The sequence below is a fragment of the Stenoxybacter acetivorans DSM 19021 genome (assembly GCF_000745895.1).
Classification (GTDB): domain Bacteria; phylum Pseudomonadota; class Gammaproteobacteria; order Burkholderiales; family Neisseriaceae; genus Stenoxybacter; species Stenoxybacter acetivorans.
Genome location: NZ_JQKE01000075.1, coordinates 1 through 10,989, shown reverse-complemented (window position 1 = coordinate 10,989; position 10,989 = coordinate 1). Strand labels below are relative to the sequence as shown.

Here is a 10,989-nt window from a genome sequence, read left to right as displayed (position 1 = left end):
TGGCGGCATGCAGCTGGCACAACAAGGCAGCAACCAAACCAGCACCAATCCGCAAACAGGAGAAACCCAAACCAAAGGAGAAGCGAAGTACAGCCAAGCCATCGGTTTCGGCAGCGACAGCGGACATGAAAGCAGCACCACTCACAGCGGCATCAACACCGCCAATATCACCATTACCAATGAAACGAGACAACAGGAATTAACCGGCAAAACCGCCGAAGAAATCAAACAAGCGATCAAAACAGAAGTCAGCACAGAGAATTACCAAGAAGCCAGCGGCTCCCTGAACAACAACTTTGACAAAGACAGAGTACAGGCAGAGTTGGATTTACAAAGACAAGTAACACAGGAATTCGACAGCAACACCCAAGCCATCCGCGGCGAGATTAACCGAAACCGAGACAGCATCGTCAACGCGCTGGAGAATCCGAAGCTGAGCGCAGCAGAACGAAACGAATTACAACAGCAGCTGAACCAACTGGATAACCTCAACCTATTGGTAAACAGCATTTCAGCGGGCTTAAGCGCACCAATTTCATATCCTTCTTGTATCGCGGCTGTTTCATATTGGCTTTGCTGCTGTTACCCAATTTTGCTGCCGCAGGATTTCAGGAAGGAGAGGCAGCATATCAGCGTCAAGATTATGCCGCTGCTTTGCGGGAATGGCAACCATTGGCAGAGTAGGTAATGTGAAAGCTCAGTTTAATCTTGGTTTGATGTACGAGGAGGGTAAAGGCGTGGCACAAGATGATCAGGCAGCTGCCAAATGGTATCGTTTGGCGGCGGAACAAGGTGATGCGGAGGCTCAATATAATCTCGGTTTTATGTACGAGGTGGGTCAAGGCGTGGCGCAAGATGATCAGGCAGCCGTCAAGTGGTATCGTTTGGCGGCGGAACAAGGTGATGCCAAGGCTCAGATTAATCTTGGTTTTATGTACGCCAAAGGTCAAGGTGTGCCACAAGATTATCAGGCAGCCGCTGAATGGTATCGCTTGGCGGCAGAACAAGGTGATGCGAAAGCTCAATACAATCTCGGTTTGATGTACGCCAAGAGTCAAGGCGTGGCGCAAGATGACAGGGAAGCCGTTAAGTGGTTTTGTTTGGCAGCGGAACAGGGTGATGCGGCGGCTCAGAATAATCTGGGTGTTATGTACACCAAGGGTCGAGGTGTACGGCAAGATGATCAGGCAGCCGTCAAATGGTATCGCTTGGCAGCAGAACAAGGTGATGCCAAGGCTCAGATTAATCTTGGTTTTATGTACGCCAAAGGTCAAGGTGTGCCACAAGATTATCAGGCAGCCGTCAAATGGTATCGCTTGGCAGCAGAACAAGGTGATGCGAAAGCTCAATATAATTTGGGTTTGATGTACGACAATGGTCAAGGTGTGGCACAAGATGATCAGGCAGCCGTTAAGTGGTATCGTTTGGCGGCGGAACAGGGTAATGTGAAAGCTCAGAATAATCTGGGTTTTATGTACGACAAGGGTCAAGGTGTTGCACAAGACTATCAGGCAGCCGTTAAGTGGTATCGCTTGGCGGCGGAACAGGGCTATGCGGCGGCTCAGTTTAATCTTGGTTTGCTGTACGACGAGGGTCAAGGTGTGTGGCAAGACGACAAGGAAGCCGTAGAATGGTATCGTTTGGCGGCAGAACAAGGCGATGCGGAAGCTCAGCTTAATCTGGGTGTTATGTACGCTGAGGGTCAAAGTGTACCGCAAGATGACAGGGAAGCCGTCAAATGGTATCGCTTGGCAGCGGAACAAGGTGATGCGAGGGCTCAGTTTAATCTTGGTTTTATGTACGCCACAGGTTCAGGTGTGCCGCAAGATGATCAGGCAGCCATCAAATGGTTTCGTTTAGCGGCAGAACAAGGCGATGTGGATGCTCAGAATAATCTTGGTTTGATGTACGCTAATGGTCGAGGCGTGGCACAAGACGATCAGGCTGCTGCTAAGTGGCTTCATTTAGCGGCGGAACAAGGCAATGCGGAGGCTCAGTTTAATCTTGGTTTGATGTACGAGGTGGGTCAAGGCGTGGCTCAAGACCATCAGGCAGCCGTTGAATGGTATCGCTTGGCAGCGGAACAAGGTGATGTTGATGCTCAGTTTAATCTGGGTGTTATGTACGAGGCGGGTCAAGGTGTGATGCAAGACAATCAGGCAGCCGTCAAATGGTATCGTTTGGCAGCGGAACAAGGTGATGTGGAAGCTCAGTTTAATCTTGGTTTGATGTATGAAAACAACAAAGGGGTCAATACCAATTTAGTCGCTGCGTACGCGCTTTACAATTTATATGTTGCCCGCGCTTCATCGGCAGACAATGAAGCCAACCATAGCCAAATGCGTGTCGCCAAGAAATTGAGTGCTGATGAACTCAAAGCAGGGCAGGCATTAATCCGTGAAATGGCAAAGCCGGGTAATTTATTGAACGCATTGGACGGCTATCTGAAAAAATCAGCTACGCCGTAAAAAAATATACTTCACAAAATCATTGTCTTAAAACGCAGCAACAGCCAAACCCATGCACGCCGATTATGAAAGCAGCATAAAGTCTTAAGTGAATATCGGCTTGTTGCTGTATCCGTATATGGCGTAAACCGCAGTCAGGCTAAATTAACCAATCGTGCAAATATTCGGTGGCAATGTCCCAGCACCAGATGCCTTCTTGTCTGTGTTCGCTCAGTCCGCGCAAAAATAAGTAACGCACTTGAATGCTGTCGGGCAGGGCATTTTTGAGTTGGAGGTGGCGGGCAAGGGCAATGGCGTAAATTAAGGCTTGTAAATAATAATGGTGTTTTGCCACTTCGTGATTCATGGCTTCGGTGTGGTAATCGGCGAGGCGGCTGCCCAGATAATTGGATTTGTAGTCAATTACATACACGTTGCCGTCATGGTCTTGGCAACTCAAATCAATAAAACCGTTTAAAAAACCGTTTACGGTGTCGAAGTCCAAAAGATGGGCTGTCTGAACGATGTTTTCAGGCAGCCTGTGCGGTGTGTTGGCAAACCAGTGCTGTAATTGGGAAACACTGAAATCATGAAGATGCAGGGTGAAACCCATTTCTGCCAAACGCTGCTTGGTGGGAATGTTTGCCAGACAGCTGTTTGCCGATAAACGGCATTGGCGAACGGCTTCAATCATGGGAATGAATATTTCGGCATGGGTATCGGCGAAGCCATATTGCGCCAAGAGCGGCGGATATCGATGAACTTGATCGGCGGCATTGTGCGAAAAATCGGTTTCTTCTAAGAGGGCGTGCAAACACACGCCCGCGTTCATGCCGCGTGCAAAACCGAGCAAGGCGGTTTCGGGCGCTTGGTTTTCAGGCTGCCTGAAAACAGGGGTGTCGGCGGATTCGGTAATTTCGGCTGCGTCAATATCGGGATTCATGGCTTCGCCGCTGTTGTGGGAACGGCTGAGTGCGGTGAAGCTGGTTTGGCGGATAAATTGAAATCGGCGGTGCGGCAAGGCATTGGCTTGATAAGTTTGTTTCGCCGGCGGCGGCGAAAATGATGCGGCTGCGGCGGGTGCGTCGGTGAACCAAGCAAAATCAGTGGTTTGGGGAGCTTGGTTTAAGCAGTCTTGCCAAGTTGTTTGAATGGCGGTTTTGCTGATGTCATCGGCAAGTTTTCCGTTGGTGATTAAATAAATCAAAGCGTTGTTTTTGGCTGCGCTGCTGTCGGCGGCGTAAAGGGTAATTTGCTCGCGGGCGCGGGTTAGGGCAACGTAATACAGACGCAAGGATTCGCTTAATTGTTCTGTTGTTTGGTGGGCGGTGTCGTCGGTGCTGAGCAGATTTTTGTGAATGAGTTCGGTTTGCTGGTGTTGGTGGACAATTGACCATGTTTGGCTGTTGCTGTCGGCGTCCCAAGCAAACGGGCAGTAAACAATGGGGTATTCCAAGCCTTTGGCGGCGTGCATGGTAACAATTTTGACGAGCTGCTCGTCGCTTTCCAAACGCAGCATGGTATTTTCGCCGTTTGGTCGGGTGTGGTCGGTGATTTGACGATTGAGCCAGTTGATGAGGGCTTGCGGCACGGTGATGGTTTGTTCGGTATCAGACAATAATTCCGCCAGCTGCCAAAAATTGGTGATGCCGCGCTCGTCGCGCCGCTGCAATAAACTGTGTTCCAAATCGGAAGCGGCGGCAAATTGCTGCAAAGCGGCGTAGATGCCGTTTTTTTGCCAGCACTCGCGGGTAGCCGCGCCGCGCTGAATCCAAGTGTCAATGGCGGTGTCGTTGTGATTGAGCTGCTGCAAAGCGGCGGCATTGAAGGCATAAAGCGGGCTGCCCAATATAAACCGCAATAAATCGGTTTTTTGAGGGTTTTGTAAAAAGGTGAGCAGCGCTGCCATGAGGCGGGCGTGTTCCGTGTCGAAAACAGATTGATTATTTAATGAAACGCTGACAATGCCGTGCTGTTTGAGTGCGTGTGCCATTAAGCGGCTTTCGCTGTGTTTGCGTACCAGTACGGCAATGTCGCCGGCAGCGATTGGGCGGGTGTTTCCTTGTTCATCGGTGATATTCAGGCTGCCTGAAAGGCTTTGTGCCATTTGTGCGGCGATTTCGGCAGCGCACCAATCGGCAGCACGGCGGCGCAATACATCTTTATTGCTTTTTTCGTCGCTGCTGTTCAACCAGCGAATCCGGAATGCCGCCGAGTTGGGTGTTAAACGGCTTTGGGTGCGGCTGGCATGAATCGGCGGATAGGGAATGCCGTCTAAAACAAAGGGTTTCGGGCTGCCTGAAAATAAATAAGACACTGATTGAATCAGGGCTTCATGGCTGCGGTAATTGGTGTTTAAGGTATAACGCTGTTCTATTGGTGTGTCGGCGGCGGCTTGTAAATAAGCGTGAATGTCTGCACCGCGAAAACCGTAAATTGCTTGCTTGGGGTCGCCCACCATGAGCAACGGGCGGTTTTGTGCACTGAATGCGGTTTGGAATATGCGGTATTGGAGTGGATCGGTGTCTTGAAATTCGTCCAAAAGGGCGATTTGCCATTGTGCGGCGAGTGCTTGCGCCAATAAATGGTGATGCGGGTTGTGGTCAGACAATGCTTGCGCCGTATCATTCAGTAAGTCATCAAAACTGCGTTGGCGGCTGTGTTGTTTGTGCTGTGCCTGCTGTTGATGCACGTATTCAAAACAATCCAGCTGCAAACGAATGGCGGCATGTTCTTCCGTTTCCATCAGGGCGCGGCAGGCGTCGGCAAAGGCAGACAAGGGCGCGAGCCGATCAAGATCAGTATCATTGAGAACATTGTTTTTTTTGGTGTTGGTGCGCAGGTATTCTGTATCAAAAGTGGTTAATCGCGGGCATTTGTCGGGGGTTTCACCCAAGTCGTTATGCAAACGGCGTAAACGCATGATGTTATCGCCGTCACGGCAGCATTCGGCAGCAGTGCGCAGCTGCGCGAATACCGATTGATAGGTTTTTTCTTTGAATTTAGTGCCGCTGAGTTTGGGATAGATTTGCCAAAATACCGTTTCCATTTCAGGCAGCCTGTTGTGTATGGACTGCCAAATATCATTAACGCGTTTTTGCAGTGATGCCAAGTCGGCAAGCGGCGGTGTTCTCGGGTGTAGTTCGGTGCGGTTTACCCATTTGCCCAGCTGTTCAATCACGGTGTGCGGCGTGAGTTTATTGCGAATAACCAATGCCGCCAACAGCGGATCATCACTTATATGACTGCGCCAATAATCTTGTGCAAAAGTGAGCAGTAATTGCGGGTTGGGCTCTGCCGTTTCGGTATCAAACGGCGTTTGACACCAGAAAGCGTAGTCGGTCAGCACCCGCTGGCAAAAGCCGTGAATGGTGTAAATGGCGGCTTGGTCAAACTGGCTGATGGCTGCCTGAAGACGCAGTATGAGTTTTTCGGACGACTCTTTTGATAAGGCTTGGAGAAGCAAATCGCGCAAAAAATCATCTTCAGGCGGTTTGCCGTCATCACGCTGTGAACGCAATGCCAGCAAGGCTTCGTTGAGGCGGCTGCGCAAACGGATTTTCAATTCGGCGGTGGCGGCTTTGGTGAAAGTTACCACCAACACACGATCAACCGTCATTTTCTCCAGCAAGATTAAACGGGCAAACAATGCGGCGATATTGTAGGTTTTGCCTGTGCCCGCAGAGGCTTCAATTAAAATATTGCCGTTTAAAGGCAGGGTGAGCGGGTTGAATGTGTGGGCGGTCATGGGAGCGGTTTATAAATTTTTTAAATTAAATCATGCTTATGATACTATTTTTGTTTATACTTTTCACAGAAATAATAATCAGTTGCTGCTGCAAAATTTATCTGATTTGTCTCTCTTGAGGTTCAGCTTGTCATACTGAAAATCAACAACCCGCCCATGTGCTGACCGCTGTGAGATTAACAACAGAGCAAGCTAATTTAGCACTCAGAATTGGCTTTGGCAGAAACACAAAAACAGAACATATTGATTATTTTGCCGGAAAGCTATTTGATGCACTTTTTGGTATCTAAAGAAAGAAATATTAATGATTAAGAATATTCGGTATGAATTGCTGTTATTGTTGGTGGCTGTATTTTGGGGGCTTGGCTTTCCTGCGATGAAATCGGTAATCGGTTCATATGGCATATTTTCTGTCTTATGGTTACGATTTTTATTGGCTTTTTTGATGTTGCTTCCATTATGTTATTTTAAAAAAGAGTTTATGGATGTTAAGTCTATGGTTTATGGATTGATATTGGGTATCCTTCTTTTTCTTATATTTTTATTGTTTATTAAAGGGCTGAGTTTAACCAGTTCTACCAATACCGGTTTCTTATCTGCACTTGCTATTATTTGGGTTCCTTTAATTAATTATGTGGTCTTTAAGAAAAGTATAGAGAAATTGGCAATATTGTCTATCATAATTGCCATTATTGGTGTTTGTATTTTATCTTCTAAATCATTGTTGAATATAAATTTAAACAAAGGGGACGCTTTTGTGATTATGGGTTCCCTTTTCAGCGCAATACATATTTTAATCATCGATAAGATAAGTGGTAAAGTTGATGTACTTGTTTTAATTACCATTCAATTTTTTATTGCGGCAATATTGTTTTTAATCATGTGCATACTGTCGGAATCATTAATTTTGCCGGAAAGCTGGAATGGTGATTTGATTGTTGCGCTGATAGTAACCGCTGTCTTTGCAACGGTAATCGCCTTTTGGATTCAAATGCGGTATCAATCAAAAGTTTCACCGGAGCGGGCAACCATTATATATAACTTAGAACCGATTTTTTCAATGATATTTTCGGTTGTATTGTTGCATGAAGTCTTGGGATATAATGTTATCTTTGGCAGCTTGTTGATATTCATTTCAATTTTTATACCAATATTGCCAAATTTGTATAAACAAACTGTGTGATATTGGGAATATTTCTTATCTTCGAAAAAATAATATATGGTCTGTAAGGATTATCGGCCGTGCTGAATTCTTACACACTGTTTCGTTTGCCGAATATCTGAACATTAATTTCGCTGAAGTCCGCTCTCATCTAAATTAAAGAGTAGGTCATTATTTTCTCTCTGTAGAAAATAATAGCATAGCTGTAAATAAACATAAAATATCATAATAATAGATATTTTTTATCTAAAGTAACATGCTAGTTCACTTAGCTACTGATATAGTAACAGCAGTAATAATTCTGAAATTGATTGTCAGTCTATTAATAATTGTCGTGTGGAGAAAAAGCAGGTTTTCGGCGAGAGTGCTTGGCATTGCATGGGTAATTTCGCTTCAGGTAATCACTTTAAAACGGCGAGATTTTGTTAAAAGTGTTGTTTAATTCTCTGGTGTTGATATTTGGTGCTGCTGAAACAAATGGGGTAAACCAAGCAATTGGATAAACGGTGTCTGAACTGCCGTTGCATTTTGGCATGAGGATATTGAATTTGGCTATAGTCAGAAAAATATATAATTTTGCCGATGCTGGTTTTATTTTATAAACATTTAATTCATTGATATAAAGAAAGGTAGTCATCATGTCAAAGAGAAATTCCATTGAAAAAGATTTGCCAGCATTACAGGATATGTATTGGCCACCTGTTGGTGTGTTTCGCAGTAATGCTAATATAGATTGCATTCTGAATAGCTTTGATTTTTCTGATTTTTTTAAAAAAGATAGTGGTTTCGATCAAGTTGGTGAAAAAATAAATATATCACTTAATTTAATATATTCTTATATCTATAATTATAGGGACAGCCCAATTTTTAATATAAAAGACACTGGATTTGAGAGTAAGATTTATTATAAAAAACATGAAATTGAGGACTATTTTATACAAAATTGGTTGGGCTTGCTTGAAACCAAATCAAACATTCTAACGCAACAGGAGCTGGCAGATTATTTTGAAAAAATATCCATTCATAACGCAGGATTAAATCATCAATTCTTTGATTATGTTGCGACAGAGATGACATTGGATTCTATGTTGCATTTTCTCAAAACTGAGATATGCAGAAATGAATATGTGGATGATGAAGTATCTATGCTGGGTTTGGGTTTACAAGGAGCAATGAAAAAGGTTGTTGCTTCAAATTTTTGGGACGAATGCGGCAATGGTGTTTTGCAAAATTTTCATACATATTGGCTAAGAAGATTGCTTCATCAAATGGGAACTGAAGATGAGTTTTTATCTTGGAGGAATGTCGATAAACCTTGGTTTACTTCGTTAACGTCAAATATATTTAATGCGTTACTAACTCGCCCTTCAATGAGATTGTCGGCATATGGTTGCTTTACAACAACAGAGCAATGGGTTGAATGCCATTTCAGCAAAATTATGGCGGGAATGAAACGGTTGGGGTTGGATAATGATGATTATTTAATTTATTTTGAAAAACACCATACGATTGATCCTCACCATACGTATGAATTGGTTGAAGCTATTCGTTATCAAACACCATTACTTACTTCTCAGGAAATTGACAAAATCTATTATGGCTCGCAGCTGGCTATTGTCACGGCAGTTCATGCTTATGATCGCATGCTATCGTTTTACAAAAGCAAAGATTGCCAATCATGCTGATTATTTTGTTATCTCCCGTGATTGTCAGCCTGTTAATGATTACCGTGTGGAAAAAAAGCGGGTTTTCGGCAGGGCTGTTCGGCATTGTGTGGGCGGTTGCGCTCTCTGTTGTGCTTCAGGCAACCTATTTAAACGGCGAGGTTTTGTTAAAAACGCTGTCTAATTCACTGGTGCTGACACTGAATGCGTTTGCCGTGATTTTTACGGGGCTGATGTTGGGGTTGCTGCTGAAACAAACGGGGCAAACCAAGCAATTGGATAAACGGCTGTCTGAACTGCCGTTGCATCAAACCGCGAAAATATCTCTGCTGCTGTTTGGGTTGCTGCCCGCATTGGAATCCATTACGGGTTTTGGCGTGTCTTTGTTGCTGGCTGTGCCTGTGTTTATGGCGATGTTCCCCCGCCAAGCCGCGATGAAATTATCGTTGCTGAGCATGAATATTATGCCGTGGGGAACGTTGGGGCTGGCAACCATTGTTGCGGCAAATTTAACTCAGCAAAATATCGCTTCACTGGGCAGTGCCAGCGCGTTGATCAGCTTCGGCGTATTTCCGTGCATTGCCGTGATTGCCGCGTATTTAATCGGCGGGAATTCCGCCCGCCATTACTTTTTGCCGCTGGCGGCGGCTGTTTCGTTTTCTGTTTTGCTGCTGGCGTTTAACTTGCTCGGTTGGGTGGAGTTGGCGGGCGCAATGGCGGGGTTTGTGAATTTTGTGTTGTGGTTTTTTATACTCAACGCGAGTAACCGCAATAACCCATTTCCCGAGTTGAAGTTGTTGTTCAAACAGCTTTCCCCTTATTTGTGGGTGGTGTTGCTGGTGTTGCTTATCAAAATTATCGCCGTTTCTTTCCCGAACATCACCGAGCAATTGAGCGTCTCAGGCGATAGCAGCCATTTTTATCTGCTGAAAAGCCCGGGTTTGGCACTGTTGTCGGCAACCTTGCTGTGGGCGTGGAAAACAAAGCAAAAGCCGTCGCTGCCGTGGAAACAAAGTTATAAAACCTGCTCAACCTTGTTTGTGTTTATTGTGTTGTCGCAATTCCTGTTTTTCGCGGGGTTTATCGAAGCGTTTATTCAAACCATACCCAAAAACAGCAGTATTTGGCTGTATCTCTTTATATCGCCTTTGCTTGGCATGTTGAGCGGGTTTATTGCAGGCTCTAACTTGGGTGCAAACGCATTGCTGATTAATATGCAAGAGCAAATCGGCGCAATGTTTCACCATGAATTGCTGTTCGCCGCACTTCAAAACAGCAGCGCGGGTCATACTGTATTTGTGTCGCTGCCCATTATTATTTTAGCGTTGAGTATCGCCGATGCCGTAGGCAAGCCCGCCGATGAAAAGGCGGAGCAAAGCGAGTTGCTGAAATTCGGCTTCAAAAGCGCAGGGCTGATGTACATCGCGTACATCATCAGCGCGGCAATTTATTACATCTGGAAGTGAACGGCGGTAGAGAACAGAAGCGAAGACCCCCCTGTTTTGGCGGCAGGTGCATCGCTTTCAGGCTGCCTGAAACTGTATAGAGCGTTGGAAACGCAGCGTATCAGGCGAATATAGGTAAAAAATAATCACAATAAAAACAGATATTTTAAAAGAAAGTTAAAATTTTTTTTGCCAAACAGCTTGACGGTGAAATGGTGATTGCGTATAGTTCGCTTTCTTCGCTGAAGCGACAAGGAAACACCGCTGAACATACTAGTTTAGTGTAAAACCCAAGCGGAAGCAACGCTCTTTAACAAAACAGATTACCGATAAGTGTGGGTGCAACAGAAGCCCACACTGAATTCGAGAAGACAAGAAAAGAATTAAGTTTAACTTAATATCAAGACTTGTCAATTTCTTTGAATCAGACCAGCTTAGGTTGTGTTGAAAGACACAGCTTAAGGAAACAAGCTGAGATTAAACATAAGAGTTTGATCCTGGCTCAGATTGAACGCTGGCGGCA

The 10,989-nt window shown here is 45.2% G+C and carries 5 protein-coding genes and 1 pseudogene; 5 read left to right on the top strand and 1 reads right to left on the bottom strand.

What is annotated here, in order from left to right:
* Positions 1–688, top strand: a pseudogene (locus Q384_RS13645) (hypothetical protein); the annotation flags it as partial.
* Positions 663–2,468, top strand: a complete 1,806-nt coding sequence (locus tag Q384_RS14380) for a tetratricopeptide repeat protein (RefSeq protein WP_051940853.1) — start codon at positions 663–665, stop codon at positions 2,466–2,468. The pseudogene Q384_RS13645 and the gene Q384_RS14380, both read left to right, overlap by 26 nt.
* A 139-nt stretch (positions 2,469–2,607) precedes the next feature.
* On the opposite strand, the gene recB is transcribed toward Q384_RS14380, so the two are convergent.
* On the bottom strand, positions 2,608–6,195 hold the full coding sequence (gene recB, locus Q384_RS09750; protein WP_037587550.1) for an exodeoxyribonuclease V subunit beta: 3,588 nt from the start codon (positions 6,193–6,195) through the stop codon (positions 2,608–2,610).
* 304 nt (positions 6,196–6,499) lie between these two features.
* Here recB and Q384_RS09745 point away from each other — a divergent pair, with 304 nt between their 5' ends.
* From Q384_RS09745 to Q384_RS09730, 3 genes are all read left to right on the top strand, one after another.
* Positions 6,500–7,378, top strand: coding sequence for a DMT family transporter (locus tag Q384_RS09745; protein ID WP_037587548.1), 879 nt, complete (start codon positions 6,500–6,502; stop codon positions 7,376–7,378).
* A 617-nt stretch (positions 7,379–7,995) separates the two neighbouring features.
* Positions 7,996–9,042, top strand: a complete 1,047-nt coding sequence (locus Q384_RS09735) for an iron-containing redox enzyme family protein (protein WP_037587543.1) — start codon at positions 7,996–7,998, stop codon at positions 9,040–9,042.
* Complete coding sequence (locus Q384_RS09730) at positions 9,036–10,487, top strand: L-lactate permease (protein WP_037587540.1); 1,452 nt, start codon at positions 9,036–9,038, stop codon at positions 10,485–10,487. Before Q384_RS09735 ends, Q384_RS09730 begins: the two co-directional genes overlap by 7 nt.
* Positions 10,488–10,989 lie beyond the last annotated feature (502 nt).